Here is an 18,075-nt window from a genome sequence, read left to right on the forward strand (position 1 = left end):
AACCTCCCTATAAAGATTCAACCCATTTGGAAAGTTGCTGAGCTTGCTTAACTGCGTTGTAACGCTCGTTAACATGTTGCTTAGCATTTTGACCAAGTAGGTAACGCTTATGTGGAGATAATTGGTGAAATTTATAAAGCATTTTGCTAAGCCCGGAGATACTACCTGGCATACATTTCATACCAACACTTGGGGTTACAATTTCGTTTGCTCCCATTAACGTGGTAGTGAGAACAGGAAGGCCACAAGCCATGGCTTCTTTTAAAACTAACGGGCCTGTATCACGGTCGCCATTCTCTGCGACGCAAAAAGGCGCAATAAGGGCTGAGTAGAAAATCAGGTTTGAACTAACCCAGTCATGAGGTTTTTCACCTAGAAAGCGTATATATTTACGAATACCTAACTCTTCAGCCATGTACATTAAATCGTTCAGCATTGGACCGTCCCCTACTATATCGAGGGTAATACCAAACTCTTTTGGAATATGCTTAATTGCGGGTAAAAGAAATTGAAGACCTTTCTTTTCGACAAGGCGGCCAATGAAAATCAACCGAACAGATTCATTTAGTGAAGATGGTTCAAATTTAAATTGGCTGGTATCGATACCGCAATGCAGCAATTTAACATTGCTCTTTGAAAAGCGCTTAAATTGCATAGCCATTTCTTCACAAACAGCAATCGAAAAATCACAAAGTGCTAGTTTTGGTTTTAAATCTGCGTTGTTAACGTAAACATCATGACCGTGGCCAATAGAAGACACGGTAATGCCTGATAGTTTTGCTGCAACGATGCCGTATGCAAGTGGGCCATGCATAAAATGACAATGTAAATGGTCTATCTTTGCTGCTTTTATATAGCGTGCAATTTGATAACCATACGCAAGTAATGATTGTGTTGAAATTGATTTAAATTGAGCTGCAGTATGCGTTGCCCTTGCTAACTTATAAATGTTAAACATAGAAGGTAAGATCAATTTAAACGCAGGTTTAGTGATTTTTTTAACTTCAATGACACTGGTTAAGTTAATCAACACACTGGTTTTTTCAAATGTAAGAACTGTCACCTTATGCCCTGCATTTAAAAGAGCTTTAATTTCCGTAACAACAAATGTTTCAGATGCAATCGGAAAGCTTGGGACCAAAATAGCAATGTGCTTCATAAAAACGCTCCTATAAAAACTGTTATAAGAGCTATGGCAAGTTCCATACCCAGCAAAAAAACCGAAATATTCCCGAATTGAGATAAAAAATTACCGAAGATTTGCAAAATGCAACGCACAAAGAGAAAAGGCTGAGTAATTTAACAGAAAATACAGATTTAAAGCTGGCTTTTAAATTGCGTATCCTTCAATACGTAAATTAATGCTTTTGGAGCATATTATGAACAGCCAAGTCAGTATTATCATTCCCAACTACAACTGTTTGCAGTATCTAGATACGTGTATTAACAGCATTTACCAGCAAAAAAATGTAAATTTTGAAATCATTATTGTTGATGATGGCTCTACAGATGGCAGCAAAGAATACCTTGAGCAACTAGCTGCTGACAAAAGTGAAGTACGCATCTTTAGCCAACAAAGAAAAGGGGTTGTCGCTGCTCGTAACCTGGCAATTACGCAAGCAAAGTCAGAGTACTTAGCTTTTTTAGATGCCGATGATTATTGGTCAGCAGATAAACTTGCAGCTCAGTTATCATTTCATAAAAAACACCCAGATTGCGTGTTAAGTTTTACTGACTACATGCATTTTAATGAAAAGAACGAAGATATAATTGGCTGTTTTGATTACTGGCCTGAGTTTAAATGCAACGAAGAAAACACAGACTTCCAATTTCTTGATAATCCAATAAGCCAAATGATCACCACCAACATTGTTGGCACTTCGTCGGTCATGGTTAAGCGCTCTGCCATTGTTGAGGTGGGTGGTTTTGATAATAAGTTAAGTAGCGCTACCGATTTAGATTGCTGGTTAAAAATAGCTAAAAAAGGTTATGTAGGTTATTCAACCCTGTGTGCAATGCACTATCTAATGCGTGCTAACTCTATAACATCAAATAGAGAAAATAGATTAGCAGCGATGGTCGAAATTATTAATCGTAACCAATCTGTTGTATCAAACAATGAACGAAAAAAAATTAAAGCACGATTAAGTGAATGCTATGGCGAGTTCTACCGTGAACTTGGTCAGTATTCAAAAGCACTTATGTATTCAAACAGAGCCTTTTGGCTATTCCCTCATAAACGAAACTTTAAACATATGCTGTATGACTTGAAGCACTTATTTGGAGCGCATTCATGAAAAAAAACATTGTAATCATCGATGATGATGAAGCAATTTTAAGGTCGCTAAAACGGTTATTAGGTACTAACAACCATGTAATTTGTTTCAACGACCCTCTATCGGCAATTGAGTATGCGAAAAAGAACCCAATTAGTTTAGTCATTTGTGATTTGCTTATGCCTGCAATCAGTGGTTTTGCTGTTTTAGAGGATATTAAATTGCTACAGCCGAACTGCTCTCGCCTTTTGATTACTGGCTATGCAGAGCTAGAAGCTTCTAAAAGTGCACTTAACAATAATATAGCTAATATGATTACCGCAAAACCTTGGGATAACTTTGAACTAACTATGCTGGTTGATATATTAATTGAAAATAGTCACCTTAAATTTAATCAATGCGTAGAAAATGTGAGTTCATAGTGCAGCAGTTTGTGGTCGCTGCCGTTTACTGAGTTAACACCAACATTAGATAAAGAAATGTTTTCACTCACTAAGCAGTGATCTATTGGTAAACCCAAAACTTTTAAATCACTTAGCTGATTATTGAAAGACCAACTTGTATAAAAATCTGCGCGATTAAAGCAACTGCTTTTAGTCTTTATAAAGTACCGTGACCAAGGTACTGTATTAAAATCACCGGCAACTAACCAACTCCCTTTCAAGTTTTTAATTTCATTACTAACTTCACTTAATACACTATTTCTCTGACTCCATAAAGTATGAGTTCTAGGTGATGGAGGATGAAAAAAAACACTATTTAACATAATGTTATTGTACAAGAAACTAAGTTTTACATAGCCAAGTTTAGGATTATCAAAGCGTTTAATTTGCCTTTGCACAATAGGTAGCTTGGAGATAACAAGAATGCCAAATGGTGCCCCTTCAACTTCAGCATAACCAAACAAATGATATTGCGTGTTGAGTTCATCAAGCACATGGCGCTGCGTATCATTAAACTCAAACAGTACCAAGATATCATTTTGCGTACCTAAAAATTGACTGTCGATGATCTGTGCTAAGTTAGGATTGCTATATTGCAAATTTACTTGTGCGATTTTGATATCGGAATTTTTAACAGCTTCAGATGATGAGTAAGGTTTAAAGTGAAATAGAAACTAAGCCAATACTTAAAAAAACTAAACAAAAAGAAAGCTTTTTATTCCATAACAATAAAAGTATTGCAGGTAATAAGCTACATATAATCAGCACGCCACGCAAAGCGCCTGCTAAATCAAACAGGTAACCTTCGAGTTGATTAAAAGCCAACAATATAATTAATATATAAATAACCAGTAATATTAAACGCATCGCACTCCCCCCTTTGATTACTTATAGCTGCATATTTTGTTCCTTGCTGATAGATTCATATAACATAAATAGTATGATGTGTTCTTTTGTTGTAAAAAATTAAGCACCCGAAGGTACTTAATTCACTTTAAACTTACAGTAAGTCTTACTCGAAACCGTTAATCATTTTATCGCAAACTACCGGAGTTGGTCTGTGGTTATCATCAACAGCAACAAACGTAAAGCTACCTGAAATAGCTAAGTGCTTGTCATCTTTGTGCATTCTTTCTAAAAAGATTTCAACGTCTACTTTAAGGCTGGTATTACCTACATGTACAACTTTAGAGATAAGCTCTGCGAATGTACCAGCCGGAATGGCTTCTTTAAAATCTACACGGTCAGACGAAATCGTTACAAGTGGCTTACGACAAAAACGTGTAGCAGCAATAAACGCTACTTCATCCATCCACGCCAACGCGTCACCGCCAAATAAAGTATTGTGGTGGTTGGTACGGCCAGGAAAAACAGTTTTTGTTACTGATGTTGTTGAGTCAGCAATACGCTTTGCAATAATAGCGTCACGATCGATTTGTTGTGTCATAGTCTCTACTTTTTATTAGCTAATGTATCTTGCATCATTAGCGCAGGATCAAGGCGTTCATTCTTCCAATTAAAACGCCAGTCTAAATGAGGGCCAGTTACGCGACCAGTCGCGCCGATCTCAGCAATTTTATCGCCACGCTTAATTTCATCCCCTACTTTTACATCTAATTTGCTTAAATGGATGTAAGTAGAGGTAACGCCATGGCCATGGTCAAGAATTAAAGTACCACCAGAGTAATATAAGTCAGCATCAGCAAAAACCACTGTGCCGCTGACTGGGGCATACACTGGACTACCCGTTTTATTGGCAATGTCTAATCCAAAGTGTGGTCGACGTGGTTCACCATTAAAGTAGCGCTGGCTACCATAAACACCAGAAATTCGCCCAACTGCAGGCTTATAAACGGGATCTAAAAAATAACGTAAATCAGAATTAACTTGTCTAGCTTTACGAACAGCAACAGCTTCACGGCTAATACGTTCAGACACTTCTTTAGGGGGCGAAACATATTTTTTTGCAACACCGGTGATTTTATCAATTTTGTAATCACGCTTAGTGATCACAATTGCTTGTTCGTGGCTTACACCAGCACTATCAACCCAAGAAAGGCTATGATTTGTCTTAGCATCACGACCAAAGCCGAAAACAAACTCACCATTTGTTGAAAGCTTAAGAGACTCACCATTGAAGCTAACACTTTTAGCGCCTTCAATTTGACCTGTTACTAAACCGCCTTGAGTTAAATGTCCTTTTAATTCAACAGCACTTGCAGTTAAAGAAAACAATCCTGCAAATGCTGCTATTAGTAATCCTTTACGCATAACTTATAGACCCCTTGCCAACCCCTTCATAAGCTGTAATTTTTACTTCTGATTCAGGGTATTGGTTTTTAACTTGTGAACTTAAGTAGTCTGCAATGCACTCAACCGTAGTATCGCAAGGTAAAATGTCGCAGCGTGACTTATCAATCGCCATTTCAAAATAGCCTTGCTGTGATGTATAAGCAAAACATACATCGTTATCTTGTGCTGTTACATGCTTAAGGTCTGATTTATTAATTTCATCTTCAGCTGTTGCTAAATAAATGTCTTCCCATTTATCTGCCCACTCTTTTTGTAAGCGAGGCATAGCCATACCATCAAGGCTAATACCAATTTGTGAGCGATGACCATGAATAATACGCTGACAATTACCATCGTGCTTTTTAAGACCGTGACTATAGTGATAGTAAAAGCTTTGGCTGTGCTCTGGGTATAAATTAATTTCAATCTTTTCAATGTTGCTAGGTAACTCAGGCATAATAGTTTTAATTAAAAACTCAGTTACCGATTTTTCATCTACAATATCAGCATCAATTAAACAAAATGCTTGATTTGGAGCACTCATAGCTAAGTGGTAATTATCACCAAAGTGACAATCTAACACGCTGTGATCAGCATGCTTTATAATTGAACCGTTTAGACTGTTAGGCACAGCAAGTTTATGGTCGATACAGTTATCAATAATGCCCTTAATCTGTTTTTTGACTAAACCAAAATCAAGGACCATCGACTCATCATTTAATTGACCGTGCAGAGTTAAATCCACAATCCAGCTCTCGCCAACTGCGCCGCGTTTATTACACAAGTAAGAAAAATCAATCACTGTTAGTGAGTTTACAAAAAGGATCATAAATTTCCTTTAGACTGGTTAAAGAATCACAGCAATTATAATGATTTTTACTTCACAATGCGCGGTTTTATCTCCCTTTATCAGCGACACTTTAATTAAATGGTCATAAAACAAGCGAAAAATAGCAAAAAATTAACTGCTCCGAGTTGTTTAGCGTACAAGTGTACGCTAAAGTACGGGGCAATTTCTAAGCGATGAATAAGAGTTATGGAACCTAAAAACAGCTATACAAAAGAAGAATTGGTCCTTTGTGGTCAAGGTGAAATGTTCGGTGAAGGCAACTGTCGTTTACCAAGTGACAACATGCTAATGATGGACCGCATTATCTCTATCACTGCTGACGGTGGTGAGCACGGTAAAGGTCAGATCGTTGCAGAACTAGATATCAACCCTGATCTTTGGTTCTTCGACTGTCACTTTAAAGGTGACCCGGTAATGCCAGGTTGTCTAGGCCTAGATGCAATGTGGCAATTAGTTGGTTTCTTCCTTGGTTGGTCTGGTGGTCCAGGTCTTGGTCGTGCACTTGGTGTAGGTGAAGTTAAATTCACAGGTCAAATCTTACCAACAGCTAAAAAAGTAACTTACCGTTTAGACATGAAGCGTGTTATTAAACGTAAATTATTCATGGGTATGGCTGATGGTACTGTTGAAGTCGATGGCCGCGTTATTTATGAAGCAAAAGATCTAAAAGTAGGTCTTTTCCAAGATACATCTGCGTTTTAATCTTTAATTTAAGATACAAAATAGCAGGTACAAAAAAGCCCCTTGATGGGGCTTTTTTGCGTGAATAAGGTGCCTATATTAAGTTTTGAACATATTACGGTTTTCAATGGCCTCTCGCCAGCCACCCAACCATTCAGATTTAGGGTCGATTTGTTGATAAGGGCATTGTTCTTTTGAACGGCCTGCCAAGCCTGCTTTATAACCTTGAGAATGAGCTCTTTCTAAACGATCTCTTTTCTGTCTCTTCATAGGTAATATCCTCACCTTTTATATTTATAGATATGTAGCGAAATTGACATCTACATTTAATGAATAGTTAATAAAACTGTTAAATTCAAATGGCAAAAAACAATTAAATAGTTTGACAATAACTAACATGCTGATGCTCAAATGAATTAACATTTAAAATGACTAAGTGGTCGTACCTCTTCATCTAAAACGACCTATAAATACACTTAAATTCAGCTAAACACGATACAGCTCTTTTTAGCCTCCTAAATTATGACCAACACTTTTTTAGCAAAGTTCCCATTTAAATTGTAATCATGACAAATTTATGATGATTACAATTTAGTCAAATTAATTCTTGCATATTAAAAACCGATCGGTCTAATATAGTCGTCATGGAAAAACATAGCAAAGTGCCAAGCCGTCGCGGCAGGCCACCCAAAATAGCGCGTTCAAATGCAGATACTCGTGCCCTATTAATTAATACGGGCTTAGCTGTATTGACCGAAAAAGGCTTTAGCGCAACAGGCATTGATTTAATTTTAAAATCGGCTCAAGTGCCAAAAGGGTCTTTTTATCATTATTTCAAAAGTAAAAATGATTTTGGCTTAGCACTCATCGATGCTTATGACAATTATTTTCAAGCAAAGTTAAAACGCCATTTAACAAACGAAGCTACAACACCTCTTGAGAGAATTGTGCTGTTTGCAAATGATGCTAAACAAGGGATGGCAAAATTTGAATTTACACGTGGGTGCTTAATTGGCAATTTAAACCAAGAACTCAGTTACCTTGATGATTTCATGATTGAACGCATCAAAAAGGCTTACAATAGCTGGCAAGCATTAATTGAACAGTGCTTACTTGACGCTAAAAAGCTAAAACAAATACCCCAAGCATCAGATTGTAAGATGCTTGCTGAATTTTTTTGGATTGGCTGGGAGGGTGCAGTAATGCGCTCTAAACTTGATAAATCAAGTGAACCGCTTACCCTTTATACAGCACAATTTTTACGCTTAATTTTATAAAGCCGTTTTAAACGGTTTTATTTTAACCATTAAAAGACGATCGGTCTAAAAGGAGTCAACATGACAACATCAGTAAAATCGGTAGTTATAAACAAAGATGATCAAGGCTATCATGCCGAGTACACAGACTTTCCCGTAGAAAATATCCACCAGCACGATGTAAATATTGATGTTGACTACAGTACCTTAAATTACAAAGACGCTTTAGCTATCACTGGTAAAGGCCCAGTAGTAAGAACATTTCCAATGATCCCAGGCATCGACCTTGCTGGCACTGTTAGCGAATCTAACAGTGATGAATTTAAAGTAGGGGATAAAGTATTATTAAATGGCTTTGGGGTTGGTGAAAAATACCTAGGCGGTCTTAGCGAAAAAGCATCAATGAGTAGTGATTGGCTGATCCCCCTACCCGCTAACTTAACACCAAAGCAAGCAATGCAAATAGGAACAGCTGGTTATACAGCTATGCTAAGTATTATTGCTTTAGAAAAACAAGGTATCACGCCGCAAAGTGGCGAAGTCCTTGTAACTGGTGGTAATGGTGGCGTGGGTAGTTTTGCTATCTATTTATTAAACAAGCTTGGCTTTGATGTTGTTGCTACAACAGGCCGCATGAATGAAGCACAGCACCTTGAAAAATTAGGTGCAAAACGTGTTTTATCGCGTGATGAATTTTCGTCACCGGGCAAACCACTAGCTAAAGAACAATTCGCTGGTGCAATTGATTCAGTAGGTAGCCACACACTTGCAAATGTGTGTGCATCAATAAAATATGGTGGTGTTGTAACAGCGTGTGGTTTAGCACAAGGCATGGACTTCCCAGCAACAGTCGCGCCGTTTATCCTTCGCGGTATAAGCCTTATGGGTATAGATAGTGTAATGCGTCCTAAAGAAGACCGCATTGAAGCATGGCAGCGTTTAAGCGAGCTTGTTGAAACACAATACCTAGATACCATATCGCAAGAAATTCCTCTTTCACAAGCGATAGCAAATGCAGAAGCGTTACTAAAAGGTGAAATTCGCGGCCGCGTTGTGGTTAATTGCAAAGAATAAGCTCGAAAACAAACATTCTTAGCAAGTTAGCTATAAAACTAGGGTAAAGGCAATTATACTTACCCTAGTTTTGTAATACCGGACAGTCTAATGAGTAATAAAGAAATTTTCAGCAACAACCCACTGCAAGGTGTTGGTATCGAGCAAGTCGTAACAGAGCTTGTCGAACAATATGGCTGGGAATTACTCCACGCCTATATGCGTCTAAACTGCTTTAAAAATAATCCTGATGTTAAATCTGCGGTTAAGTTTTTACGTAAAACCCAATGGGCACAAGAAAAAGTAGAAAACTTTTATTTGTATCGTCTTAAAAACTTACCACGCCCTGATGATGTAAACTATGAATTGCCACCTCGCGATCGTGTGATCCCTGCTGATCAAAAACCAGGTGATCCTTGTGAGTTAAGTTTTACCGACGCCAAACGCATTCATGCTAAAAAAGAAGCCAAGCAGCAAGCACGAGCACGTAAGCAGCGTTCAAATGCGAGTAACCCTTGGGGTAATTGATCGACAAAAGCTGTAAGTTTTATGCTATAAGTTGAAATGAGCCGCCTGTTGGGCGGTTTTTTTATATGAGTGAGTTAGTAAGTTAAGAATTGAAGTGCTACCTAAACACGTCAATAATATTTGTTATTAATTTAAGGGTAACCTGATTATGTTAGACTGATTGCATCATCAGTAATTTGAGTTAAAAAGGATGTGTATGTCTAACTACAACGAGTCACCTGAACAAATCGCAAACGCAACGCAAGATTACGTAATGCAACAAACAATGTTGCGAATTAAAGATCCAAAGCCATCTTTAGATTTCTACCAAAACGTTTTAGGCATGAAGTTATTGGGTAAATATGACTTCCCTAAAATGGAGTTTACACTGTACTTTTTAGGTTATGAGCAAGACATGCCAACAGGCAGCGATAAAGAAAAAGCACAGTGGGTATTTCGCCGCCCTGCTCTTATCGAGCTTACACATAATTGGGGCACAGAAAACGACGACAGTTTTGCTGGTTACCACAGTGGTAATGATGAACCAAAAGGCTTTGGTCATATCGGTATTAGCGTGCCAGACGTGTACGCAGCATGCGAGCGCTTTGCAAAATACGATGTTGAGTTTGTTAAAAAACCTGACGATGGCTCAATGAAAGGCTTAGCCTTTATTAAAGACCCAGATGGCTATTGGATAGAGATACTCTCAGCTGAAGGGATCACTGAGATAATTGAAGAGCATAAGTAAAAGTCAATCACTCATAAACCTGCTATTTAGCAGGTTTTATATTTCATAACTTAGAATTCTTACAATCTAATTTCTAAAAATTAGAAAAACCACTACTTTCATCATCACTTGATACTGTAACTGAAAGCTCTTGATCTATGCTTTCAAAAACTAAAAAGTTTATTGGCTTACAACAAACCTGACAATCTTCGATGTACTGCTGATCCAAGTCTGCTGGATCTAGCAAGATTTCTATTTGCTCACCACAATAAGGACAAGTAATCCTTTTCTCTGTTAATTGATTCATCAGTTATGTTCCTTATTATTGAGATTACTGTTAGTAATTTTTATTTAAATAAATTCAAACATGTAATTATTAGGTTGTATCAAAAAGCTCATGGCACTTAGGAAGATATCCCCAAACCCTTATAGTTGTTTTGCCTTTTTCGTAAGATAAACCTATCTTATCTAAAAGCTCAGTTAACCTCTGAGAATGATCATGCTCTTTTATAGATTGATTCCCTCTGACGTCTACCACTTCTTCTATAAAGCACAAATCTAGCCACCGAACACCTATAAAAGGAAATGGTAAATGAAAGTACTACTCACAATCCCATTCTGATATGTGCCCAGTTACCCATTTTGAACGAAAAGGTGGTTGCCAATTTTGTCTTTCTCACTAGCCGATGTATAAGCCAAAGGCAGAAGGCTCAGATGTCTAACACTCTTTTTGGATCTCGCGGATAAAACTCATCAGGCTGTTTAGTGCACAAATCAAATTCACGGGTATTTTTGTAAGGTAGCTTCATAAAGCCTGCCACACCGACATCAGTGATATTGACAGCATATTGCATAAGCTTGCTTAATAAGCGTTTAAATTCAGGCTCTTTACTGGCATCAAGCAAACGATAGTAATGATGTATTTTCATCCTATCAGGTAAGGCTTCAAAAATGATGCAGCCAGTATGGTGTATTTGGTTTAGCTCAAATACGCACTTAATGACCTTTTTCGGGAGCTGTAACTGCTCATCTGGGTCTTTACCATCTTCAAAGTAAGAATGCGGTCTGGTTACGTCTGAGGCTTGTAAATCCATTACTTCATAATCAAGCTCAGGTAAATGCTCAAACTTAAATGCACCGGTGCCATCCCGTTCCAGCTGAATGGTTTTACGTGCATCAAACAGGCAACATTTAAAGAGACCTTTTTGTTCAATTCCCTGCGCCAACATCACAGTGTTGTTTATGGCATCGGTAAACGCAGTGCCAAGTGTTTCATCATGCAGAATAAGTGAAGACTCAACAAACAGGGAGTTTTCTTTCCAATGAAAGCTCAAGCCCCCTACTACCGGGTATTTAGCTAAACGGCTTATTGATGCCAGAAAAGCTTTTTCGGTGTCGCCGGTATCAAATAAAAACTCTTTGTAGTATCTATCGAGCTGAGCGTCATTTACATCAAGTAATTGTTGATTATGGTCGGCTTGCCTTAAAAATTGCTTACGTGAGCTGTAAACCACCGTATCTGGGTGCTCATCAAACTCACTAAACCAATAAGGAATATAAGGGCGAATGACTTTACAAGGTAGCTCAGGTAGGTAAGCTTTAGCCATTGTAGGCATATTACGCATAAAATAATCACCCGCCCCATCGCGAGTGGCCTTATTTTTTGAAAGCATACCATCAATGACTCGGGCAAGCTCCATAGGTAAATTTAAGCTTGTAGCCGGAATAACCGCTGCACCAAATCGGCAAGATTGAGCAGAGGCTAATGCATAAAGAGTTGATGCAACACCTTGTTCATCAAATCGTGGCGATGATTGTCCACCTGACATTTGCTCGTCACCAATAAAATACACATCACCCATACGTGCATTCGTGGTGCTTATATCAGCAGACATAAGATCCATAAAATTGCTGGCAACCGGATTCCCTTCAGCGTCTATTTGTGCATAAACAGAGCTGCCCCAGTCTACCAACGACAATTTATTGGTTTGTTCATCATAAACAATATTAGAGGGTTTAATATCGCCATGCACAATTGGCTGTGGACTTAGACCATTTTTGTGTTCACGCAAATCTACCAGCACATTGCGTAGCCTAAGAGCCAGCGCCATGACTTTTGCTGCACTAAAACGCCCCTGTTTGATGGATATTTTCTCTAAGTCTTCACCTAGAGCGCGCTCCATCATTAAAATACCTTGCTTTTTAATGCGTTCAAAAGCATAAAATTTGGGCACCAGCGGGTTATTAACTTGCGAGAGCATGTAGGCTTCGTCTTCTAGGCGATCACGTACACTTTGTGCAAGGGTTATACGTGAAAACTTAAATACCCAAGGTAAGCCTTCATCATCAACACCCGCAAAAACAAATCCAAACGCTCCAGAACCAATTAATTCAACGTCACTGTAACCAAGCAAGGTAAGTTGTTTAATACATATGTTAAGCCATTGACGGTGCTTTTTAGCATCATGGTGAGACAGCAAATAAACAGACTGTTCTTCATTGATATAAAAATTGCGGATTTGTTTGGGATTCACTGCATCTCTCAAAGTTAAGCGGCATTTAACCGCTTAATTATTGAATGCTAGACAGTTAATTACAAGGCTTTTGCTCTTCGATGATCCAGCCATGATTTTTAAAGACTAATTCTGAAAAAATTAAGATGGCGCCAGCAAGTAAAATAAGCTCGTTGAGTGATATAACTTCTGCCATGAATATCCATCCCAAAACAAAAAATGCTAAGAGATCGAGATACCTGAAATACCAAGCGACTTTTCGTGTTTTACCGTATGTGAGTCTGTAGCGTTGTACTAATTCACCTTCACACTCTAATGATATAACAGCTGAGAACTTGAAGAAGGGTTTAACGCTTATACACAACTGACAGGATTTACCATCAATATTAAACTCATGAACAGATTTTGTTTTAAAGTTACGTGATTCTGCTATTAATTCACCGTCTACTTTCAGAACTTCTTTACCTGAGTAAGCAGAACCCCAGTATTCAATTAAATGTTCACCCAGTTTGAAGTTAGCTTTAATTCCCTTGCTCATTGATACTGTAATGCCATCACTATTCATAAAATCTCCTTATCATTATGAATTTAAAATACTTTAAATATAAAAAAACGGCAAGCTAGGCTTACCGTTTTGGTACTTTCAATTGGTAAAGGGTTACCAATTAAAATTAAAGGCGAATACCGCCATCAATTTCAACAACACGACCCGTAAAGAAATCATTCTCTACAATGTATTGTGCTGTTTGAGCTATTTCTTCAGCTTCACCAAAACGACCGACAGGCGTTACCGCCATCATGCGTTGTTTTGCTTCTGGTTTCATTGCATCTGTCATTGCTGTGCGAATAACACCTGGTGCAATTGCACCAACACGGATACCAAAACGACCTAACTCTTTCGCCCAACCTGTTGTCATCGCAACAACACCGGCTTTAGATGCAGCATAGTTTGTTTGGCCTATGTTGCCAGCGCGTGCAACGCTAGACATATTAACGATAACGCCACCTTTGCCTGACTCAATCATGTGGCTCGCAGCTTCACGTCCTGCTAAAAATACACCGGTAAGATTCACATCAATCACTGATTGAAACTGAGCCAACGACATTTTATCAACCACTTTGCCTTCTTTCGCTTTAATAAACATACCATCGCGTAAGATACCTGCATTGTTAATTAACACACCGATATGGCCAAAGTCTTTGTTAATAGTATTAAACGTTGCTACAACAGCGTCTTCATCGGTCACATTGGCAGCATAAGCCATCACTTTTGTGCCATGTTTAGAAAGTGCAGATACTGCAGTATCAAGTACGTCTTGTTGCATATCTATAAGTGCAATGTTAGCACCAAGTGATGCAAATTTTTCGGCCATCGCAAAGCCTAAACCTTGCGCACCACCTGTAATTACGATGTTGTTGTTTTTAATTTCCACAACAAACTCCTACTTCGAGAATAATTTAAAAATAGCGCTAAAATCATCACTACCTGCACCTTGATGCTGAAGCATAGTGTATAAATTCTTCGCCATTGACCCCATTGGGGTAGATGAATTACTTTGTTGAGCCGCTTCCATAGCAAGACCTAAGTCTTTTGCCATCAAATCAACCATAAAGCCAGGTTTATAATCATTACTTGCTGGTGCTGTTTCCATTACACCAGGGCATGGATTGTAAAGCTCAAGCGTCCAGTTACGGCCAGAGCTTGCAGTCATGATGTCACTTAACACTTTTGGATCAAGCCCGTTGTTAATGCCCATTTGTAGTGCTTCGCTAGTACCAGCCATTAAAATGCTTAGCAGCATGTTGTTACATATTTTTGCCACTTGGCCAGCGCCAATATCACCAGCATGGAAGATGTTTTTACCCATATCAACTAAAGCAAGCTTAGCTTTTTCAAAGTGGCTTTGCTCACCACCAACGATAAAGGTTAAAGTGCCTGCTGTTGCACCAGCAACACCACCTGATACCGGCGCATCAACAAAATCAATGCCTTTTTGAGCAAGTTCGCTGCCCACCTGACGCGCTGACTCTGCGTCAATGGTTGAGCAGTCAATGACTAAGGTTTTGCTATCAAGTAAGTTGATAAGACCCGTTTCACCTAAGTAAAGCGACTTAACATGCTTGCTTGCCGGAAGCATACTGATAAATATATCTGCACCAATGGCACACTCAGCCGCATCATTTGCAGCAACTGCACCTTTATCGGCAAGTTCACTTACTGCTGTTTTATTTAAGTCAAACACACGAACTGTGTGACCCGCATTAACAAGGTTTGCCGCCATCGGGCCACCCATGTTGCCTAAACCAATAAATCCTATTGTTAATTTAGCCATTTGTTTACCCCTTGGACTTAAGATGAAGTTAACGAATTGAGTGGATGAGTTTGCTCATCCCAGCGTGGTGTAAAGAAGCTATCTACAACTACTTCGTCGATATCGCTAAGCGATTTAAACTGCCAGTTAGGTGCACCGTCTTTGTCGATTAATAGCGCACGGACCCCTTCTTGGAACTCGCCTACTTCGCCACAGCGTACCGACATGCCTAGTTCCATTTTGAAGCACTGTGCTAATGTCATCTCTTTTGAGTTTGCTAATTGACGTTCAACCAGCGCACAACTAAGCGGACAACCATGCGCTAATGACTTTTGCGCACGTGTGAGCCATTTGTCTTCGGTATCTAAACCTTGGATGTAGTCGATTTTGCCCTGCAATGAGTCAAATTCAGCCAACTTTTGAATAACCTCAAGATTATCCTTTACGTTTCCTTTAGGTACGCGGCCTGAAATATTATCAATCGAGATTAAAATTTTAGTCAGCTTTTCGTGATTTAATGAAGCTGTTTTGCCCCACTTTTCATCAGTGATAGCCGTTAACATAGCATCATATTTATCGGCAGTTGCATAGTGATCAGCAAGATTAACAAACAATGCATCTTCAGCATTGATAGACGCTGCAGTTAATCCTAAAAATAGACCAACTTGCTCAGGCATTTTATGTAAGAAATAACTGCCACCAACATCAGGGTATAAACCAATGGTAAGCTCAGGCATTGCAATACGAGAGGTTTCTGTTACCACGCGGTGACTTGCCCCTGCCATTAAACCTAAGCCGCCACCCATAACAATGCCATTACCCCAAAGTAAAATTGGTTTTTCATAGCAATGAATCAGATAGTCTAATTTATACTCAAGGGTAAAAAAATCTTCGATGTAATTAGCTGGCTCACCCGTGCTCATTGCTTTATGCAGGCTTACTACATCGCCACCGGCACAAAATGCTTTTTCGCCAGCACCTTTTAAAATAACCATGGCAACAGTGTCATCTTCAGCCCATTTTCTAAGCTGAGGCTCAAGCAGTTGGATCATGTCGTAATTTAAGGCGTTTAACGATTTTGGCGCATTGAGTGTAGCAATTGCAATGAGGCCACTTGCGGCCTCAGCAGTTTCAAACACCACAGGCGCATCTTGATGATTTAGTAGTGTTACATTAGTCATTAGCCATTTACCCAATTAGCTTTACGCTTTTCTAAGAACGCATTCACACCTTCTTTTTGGTCTTGCGTATCAAATAATTGTACAAATAACTCACGCTCTAGTGGTAAAGCATGAGCCATTGGCTGCGTGCGACCTTTTTGAATAAGCTCTTTACATGCAGTAACAGCAACCGGACTTTGCTCGCCAACTTGGTTAGCAAGTTTCATTGCCGCAGCTAAACTTTCGCCAGCGCCAACCACTTCTTCAACAAGGCCTATCTCGCGTGCTTTGTCTGCTTTTAGGCGCTCGCCACATAAGATCATGCGTTTTGCCCAGCCTTCACCTACAAGCCATGCAAGATTTTGCGTACCACCAGCACATGGCAGTAAGCCAACTTTTGCTTCTGGTAATGCCATTTGTGCTTGCTCTTCGGCAATACGAATATCACAAGCAAGTGCAACTTCAAGGCCGCCGCCCATGGCATAACCATTAATTGCCGCGATTGATACGCCACGGAAATTGGTTAGTGCTTCAAATGCATCACCAAACACTTTTGACATAGTTGCAGCTACACCTTTGTCACCACTGGCAAACACGTTTAAATCGGCACCAGCGCTAAAGAACTTTTCACCTTGACCTGTGATCACTAATGCATACACATTTTTGTTGGCATTTAGCTCAGTCACAGTCTCTTTAAGTGCTGTTAATGTATCTTGTGTCCAGGTATTCGCTGGCGGGTTGTTCATGGTTAAAACCGCTACGTTACCTTCAATATTTAAATCAATCGATGGATTAGACATAGTATGCTCCTTATAGAATGTCGCCAGCTGACTCGGCTAAGATACGACGTGCGATAATCACACGCATGATTTCGTTTGTGCCTTCAAGTATTTGATGCACACGTACGTCTCTAAAATGACGCTCTAATGGGTATTCTTTGATGTAACCGTAACCACCGTGAATTTGCAGTGCATCATCACAGACTTTAAAACCAACATCTGTTGCAAAACGTTTTGCCATTGCACAATAAGTGGTTTTTTCGCTATCACCGGTATCTAGTTTAAATGCCGCTAAGCGAACCATTTGACGAGCCGCAACAAGTTCTGTGTTCATATCGGCAATTTTGAACTGCAATGCTTGGAAAGCAGCTAATGGCTTACCAAATTGCTCACGTTCTTTTAGGTATTCGCGAGCAGTATTAAGAGCTGCTTGTGCTGTACCTAATGAACAGGTAGCAATATTAATACGACCCCCGTCTAAGCCTTGCATTGCAAACTTAAAGCCTTCGCCTTCTTGGCCTAATAAGTTAGCCGCAGGAACTCTTACACCTTCAAAACTAATTAAGCGTGTTGGCTGGGCATTCCAGCCCATTTTTTCTTCAGCTTTACCGTATTCAATACCCGCTGCGTCAGCAGGAACAACAAAAGCCGAAATACCTGCTGCGCCTTCGCCACCAGTGCGAGCCATAACAACGAGTAAGTCAGTTTCACCAGCACCCGAGATAAACATCTTAGAGCCTGAGATCACATACTCATCGCCCTCTTTTACTGCTTTGGTTTTTAGCGATGCCGCATCAGAGCCAGAGCCAGGCTCAGTTAAACAGTAAGAAGCAAGTAACTCACCCATCACTAATTGTTCACAGTACTGGGCTTTAACTTCATCAGTACCAAAGCTTGCAATCATCCACGTTGCCATATTATGAATGGTCAACATAGCGGTCGTTGCTGTACAACCCATGGCAAGCTGTTCAAAAATAATGCTTGAATCTAGGCGAGATAAACCTAAGCCACCCGCTTCTTCTGGGGTATATAAACCACAAAAGCCAAGCTCACCGGCTGCTTTTATCGTGTCTTTAGGGAAAATGTGTTCTTGGTCCCACTTAGCTGCGTATGGAGCAAGTTCAGACTCTGCAAACTGACGGGCTGTTTCAGCAAACGCTTGCTGATCTTCGGTTAAATTAAAGTCCATAGTAGACCTCTATTTTGTTGTCTTATTCTTGTGTGAA

At 39.4% G+C, this 18,075-nt stretch carries 22 protein-coding genes; 7 read left to right on the top strand and 15 right to left on the bottom strand.

Going from position 1 to position 18,075, the window contains the following annotated elements:
- Positions 1-7: 7 nt before the first annotated feature.
- The gene (locus HYD28_10725) at positions 8-1,159 is read right to left on the bottom strand and encodes a glycosyltransferase (GenBank protein QLE09388.1); all 1,152 of its coding nucleotides are present in this window, start codon (positions 1,157-1,159) and stop codon (positions 8-10) included.
- 220 nt (positions 1,160-1,379) lie between these two features.
- Between HYD28_10725 and HYD28_10730 the strand changes: the two genes are divergently transcribed.
- Together HYD28_10730 and HYD28_10735 are read left to right on the top strand one after the other, a co-directional pair.
- Positions 1,380-2,297, top strand: coding sequence for a glycosyltransferase family 2 protein (locus tag HYD28_10730; GenBank protein QLE09389.1), 918 nt, complete (start codon positions 1,380-1,382; stop codon positions 2,295-2,297).
- Positions 2,294-2,698 carry a response regulator gene (locus HYD28_10735; GenBank protein QLE09390.1) on the top strand — a complete coding sequence of 135 codons (405 nt, stop codon included), beginning with the start codon at positions 2,294-2,296 and terminating at the stop codon, positions 2,696-2,698. The genes HYD28_10730 and HYD28_10735 overlap by 4 nt, the downstream gene beginning before the upstream one ends.
- Here HYD28_10735 and HYD28_10740 read toward each other — a convergent pair.
- The 5 genes from HYD28_10740 to HYD28_10760 form a co-directional block, all read right to left on the bottom strand.
- Positions 2,671-3,318: an endonuclease/exonuclease/phosphatase family protein gene (locus HYD28_10740; protein QLE09391.1), complete on the bottom strand. Its 648-nt coding sequence runs from the start codon at positions 3,316-3,318 to the stop codon at positions 2,671-2,673. The genes HYD28_10735 and HYD28_10740 overlap by 28 nt on opposite strands.
- Before the next feature lie 58 nt (positions 3,319-3,376).
- A complete protein-coding gene (locus HYD28_10745; protein ID QLE09392.1) occupies positions 3,377-3,586 on the bottom strand; it encodes a hypothetical protein in 210 nt (69 codons plus the stop codon).
- A 145-nt stretch (positions 3,587-3,731) separates the two neighbouring features.
- Complete coding sequence (locus HYD28_10750; protein QLE09393.1) at positions 3,732-4,166, bottom strand: acyl-CoA thioesterase; 435 nt, start codon at positions 4,164-4,166, stop codon at positions 3,732-3,734.
- Positions 4,167-4,171: 5 nt separating this feature from the next.
- On the bottom strand, positions 4,172-4,990 hold the full coding sequence (locus tag HYD28_10755) for a M23 family metallopeptidase (protein ID QLE09394.1): 819 nt from the start codon (positions 4,988-4,990) through the stop codon (positions 4,172-4,174).
- Positions 4,983-5,840, bottom strand: coding sequence for a 6-carboxytetrahydropterin synthase (locus tag HYD28_10760; GenBank protein ID QLE09395.1), 858 nt, complete (start codon positions 5,838-5,840; stop codon positions 4,983-4,985). Before HYD28_10760 ends, HYD28_10755 begins: the two co-directional genes overlap by 8 nt.
- A gap of 207 nt (positions 5,841-6,047) precedes the next feature.
- On the opposite strand from HYD28_10760, the gene fabA reads away from it, so the two are divergent.
- A complete protein-coding gene (gene fabA / locus HYD28_10765) occupies positions 6,048-6,563 on the top strand; it encodes a bifunctional 3-hydroxydecanoyl-ACP dehydratase/trans-2-decenoyl-ACP isomerase (GenBank protein QLE09396.1) in 516 nt (171 codons plus the stop codon).
- Between the two features lie 78 nt (positions 6,564-6,641).
- Here the strand turns inward: fabA and rmf are convergent, their stop codons facing one another.
- Positions 6,642-6,812, bottom strand: a complete 171-nt coding sequence (gene rmf / locus HYD28_10770; protein QLE09397.1) for a ribosome modulation factor — start codon at positions 6,810-6,812, stop codon at positions 6,642-6,644.
- 374 nt (positions 6,813-7,186) lie between these two features.
- On the opposite strand from rmf, the gene HYD28_10775 reads away from it, so the two are divergent.
- From HYD28_10775 to gloA, 4 genes are all read left to right on the top strand, one after another.
- Positions 7,187-7,819, top strand: coding sequence for a TetR family transcriptional regulator C-terminal domain-containing protein (locus tag HYD28_10775; protein QLE09398.1), 633 nt, complete (start codon positions 7,187-7,189; stop codon positions 7,817-7,819).
- A gap of 60 nt (positions 7,820-7,879) precedes the next feature.
- Entirely contained in the window at positions 7,880-8,872 is a 993-nt protein-coding gene (locus HYD28_10780) for an oxidoreductase (GenBank protein ID QLE09399.1), read from the top strand.
- A gap of 90 nt (positions 8,873-8,962) precedes the next feature.
- On the top strand, positions 8,963-9,379 hold the full coding sequence (locus HYD28_10785; protein QLE09400.1) for a VF530 family DNA-binding protein: 417 nt from the start codon (positions 8,963-8,965) through the stop codon (positions 9,377-9,379).
- 196 nt (positions 9,380-9,575) lie between these two features.
- Complete coding sequence (gene gloA, locus HYD28_10790) at positions 9,576-10,106, top strand: lactoylglutathione lyase (protein QLE09401.1); 531 nt, start codon at positions 9,576-9,578, stop codon at positions 10,104-10,106.
- A 73-nt stretch (positions 10,107-10,179) separates the two neighbouring features.
- Here the strand turns inward: gloA and HYD28_10795 are convergent, their stop codons facing one another.
- The 8 genes from HYD28_10795 to HYD28_10830 all read right to left on the bottom strand — a co-directional run bounded on the left by HYD28_10795 (position 10,180) and on the right by HYD28_10830 (position 18,038).
- On the bottom strand, positions 10,180-10,392 hold the full coding sequence (locus HYD28_10795; protein QLE09402.1) for a CPXCG motif-containing cysteine-rich protein: 213 nt from the start codon (positions 10,390-10,392) through the stop codon (positions 10,180-10,182).
- Between the two features lie 403 nt (positions 10,393-10,795).
- Positions 10,796-12,619, bottom strand: coding sequence for a serine/threonine protein kinase (locus HYD28_10800; GenBank protein ID QLE09403.1), 1,824 nt, complete (start codon positions 12,617-12,619; stop codon positions 10,796-10,798).
- 55 nt (positions 12,620-12,674) lie between these two features.
- Entirely contained in the window at positions 12,675-13,163 is a 489-nt protein-coding gene (locus HYD28_10805; protein ID QLE09404.1) for a hypothetical protein, read from the bottom strand.
- A 106-nt stretch (positions 13,164-13,269) separates the two neighbouring features.
- A complete protein-coding gene (locus HYD28_10810; protein QLE09405.1) occupies positions 13,270-14,031 on the bottom strand; it encodes an SDR family oxidoreductase in 762 nt (253 codons plus the stop codon).
- A gap of 9 nt (positions 14,032-14,040) precedes the next feature.
- Positions 14,041-14,931: a 3-hydroxyisobutyrate dehydrogenase gene (mmsB, locus tag HYD28_10815; protein ID QLE09406.1), complete on the bottom strand. Its 891-nt coding sequence runs from the start codon at positions 14,929-14,931 to the stop codon at positions 14,041-14,043.
- Between the two features lie 17 nt (positions 14,932-14,948).
- A complete protein-coding gene (locus HYD28_10820) occupies positions 14,949-16,091 on the bottom strand; it encodes an enoyl-CoA hydratase/isomerase family protein (protein ID QLE09407.1) in 1,143 nt (380 codons plus the stop codon).
- Positions 16,091-16,870 carry an enoyl-CoA hydratase gene (locus tag HYD28_10825; GenBank protein QLE09408.1) on the bottom strand — a complete coding sequence of 260 codons (780 nt, stop codon included), beginning with the start codon at positions 16,868-16,870 and terminating at the stop codon, positions 16,091-16,093. The genes HYD28_10820 and HYD28_10825 overlap by 1 nt, the downstream gene beginning before the upstream one ends.
- 10 nt (positions 16,871-16,880) lie before the next feature.
- Entirely contained in the window at positions 16,881-18,038 is a 1,158-nt protein-coding gene (locus HYD28_10830) for an acyl-CoA dehydrogenase family protein (GenBank protein ID QLE09409.1), read from the bottom strand.
- Positions 18,039-18,075 lie beyond the last annotated feature (37 nt).

Source organism: Pseudoalteromonas shioyasakiensis (assembly GCA_013391845.1).
GTDB lineage: Bacteria > Pseudomonadota > Gammaproteobacteria > Enterobacterales > Alteromonadaceae > Pseudoalteromonas > Pseudoalteromonas apostichopi.

Excerpts from the sequence above, each read along its gene's own strand:
- HYD28_10775 (QLE09398.1), top strand. The coding sequence starts at position 7,187 with ATGGAAAAACATAGCAAAGTGCCAAGCCGTCGCGGCAGGCCACCCAAA.
- HYD28_10760 (QLE09395.1), bottom strand. The coding sequence starts at position 5,840 with ATGATCCTTTTTGTAAACTCACTAACAGTGATTGATTTTTCTTACTTG.
- rmf (QLE09397.1), bottom strand. The coding sequence starts at position 6,812 with ATGAAGAGACAGAAAAGAGATCGTTTAGAAAGAGCTCATTCTCAAGGT.
- HYD28_10725 (QLE09388.1), bottom strand. The coding sequence starts at position 1,159 with ATGAAGCACATTGCTATTTTGGTCCCAAGCTTTCCGATTGCATCTGAA.
- gloA (QLE09401.1), top strand. The coding sequence starts at position 9,576 with ATGTCTAACTACAACGAGTCACCTGAACAAATCGCAAACGCAACGCAA.
- mmsB (QLE09406.1), bottom strand. The coding sequence starts at position 14,931 with ATGGCTAAATTAACAATAGGATTTATTGGTTTAGGCAACATGGGTGGC.
- HYD28_10825 (QLE09408.1), bottom strand. The coding sequence starts at position 16,870 with ATGTCTAATCCATCGATTGATTTAAATATTGAAGGTAACGTAGCGGTT.
- HYD28_10745 (QLE09392.1), bottom strand. The coding sequence starts at position 3,586 with ATGCGTTTAATATTACTGGTTATTTATATATTAATTATATTGTTGGCT.
- HYD28_10830 (QLE09409.1), bottom strand. The coding sequence starts at position 18,038 with ATGGACTTTAATTTAACCGAAGATCAGCAAGCGTTTGCTGAAACAGCC.
- HYD28_10780 (QLE09399.1), top strand. The coding sequence starts at position 7,880 with ATGACAACATCAGTAAAATCGGTAGTTATAAACAAAGATGATCAAGGC.
- HYD28_10785 (QLE09400.1), top strand. The coding sequence starts at position 8,963 with ATGAGTAATAAAGAAATTTTCAGCAACAACCCACTGCAAGGTGTTGGT.
- HYD28_10735 (QLE09390.1), top strand. The coding sequence starts at position 2,294 with ATGAAAAAAAACATTGTAATCATCGATGATGATGAAGCAATTTTAAGG.
- HYD28_10730 (QLE09389.1), top strand. The coding sequence starts at position 1,380 with ATGAACAGCCAAGTCAGTATTATCATTCCCAACTACAACTGTTTGCAG.
- HYD28_10795 (QLE09402.1), bottom strand. The coding sequence starts at position 10,392 with ATGAATCAATTAACAGAGAAAAGGATTACTTGTCCTTATTGTGGTGAG.
- HYD28_10750 (QLE09393.1), bottom strand. The coding sequence starts at position 4,166 with ATGACACAACAAATCGATCGTGACGCTATTATTGCAAAGCGTATTGCT.
- HYD28_10820 (QLE09407.1), bottom strand. The coding sequence starts at position 16,091 with ATGACTAATGTAACACTACTAAATCATCAAGATGCGCCTGTGGTGTTT.
- HYD28_10755 (QLE09394.1), bottom strand. The coding sequence starts at position 4,990 with ATGCGTAAAGGATTACTAATAGCAGCATTTGCAGGATTGTTTTCTTTA.
- HYD28_10805 (QLE09404.1), bottom strand. The coding sequence starts at position 13,163 with ATGAATAGTGATGGCATTACAGTATCAATGAGCAAGGGAATTAAAGCT.
- fabA (QLE09396.1), top strand. The coding sequence starts at position 6,048 with ATGGAACCTAAAAACAGCTATACAAAAGAAGAATTGGTCCTTTGTGGT.